General features: G+C 65.8%; 2 protein-coding genes. Both read right to left on the bottom strand.

Features of this window, described 5'->3' with window-relative positions; translation table 11 throughout:
- Window positions 1-385 (bottom strand): ATP-binding cassette domain-containing protein (locus MOV61_RS30190; RefSeq protein WP_247139211.1); only part of this gene is annotated, 385 nt, incomplete at its 3' end.
- On the bottom strand, window positions 382-552 hold a 171-nt coding region (locus tag MOV61_RS30185; RefSeq protein ID WP_247139212.1), incomplete at its 5' end, for an iron chelate uptake ABC transporter family permease subunit. The genes MOV61_RS30190 and MOV61_RS30185, both read right to left, overlap by 4 nt.

Genomic DNA, 552 nt, shown 5'->3' with positions numbered 1-552 from the left:
AGGGCCGGCTTTCGAAACCGCGCAGCCCCACGCGAGACAAGGCCAGGCGCGCCTGCTCGGTCGGATTGAGCGCCCCTTGCGCCACCGCGCCCATGCGGACGATTTCGAGCGCTGTGAACGGAAATGCAAGCTGCGTCGCCTGCGGCAGCACCGCCCGGCGCTTGGCAAGCTCGACCGGCTGGCAGAGATCGACGCTGGTGCCGTGATAGCTGACGAAGCCGATATCGGGTTTCATCTCGCCGGAGATCACCTTCATAAGCGTCGATTTTCCGGCGCCGTTCGGGCCTATGACGACGGTGAATCGGCCCGGCTCGAGATCGATGCCGACATTGTCGAGCAGTTTACGGCCCGAGCGGGCGACGGTGACGTGCTCGGCGGAAATCATGGCATGTCCCTCATGTTGACGCCGTTTTTACCCAGCAACAGGAAGAGGAAGACCGGCGCGCCGAACAGGGCGGTGATAACGCCAATCGGCAGTTCCGCCGGAGCAGCCACCGTGCGGGCAACGGCATCGGCCAGAAGCAGGAGCGCGCCGCCGCCGAGCGCCGAGCC

Origin of the sequence: Neorhizobium sp. BETTINA12A, assembly GCF_023006485.1 — a bacterium.
GTDB lineage: Bacteria > Pseudomonadota > Alphaproteobacteria > Rhizobiales > Rhizobiaceae > Neorhizobium.
Note: the sequence above shows the minus strand (reverse complement) of the source record. Positions and strands in the feature narration are given on the sequence as shown.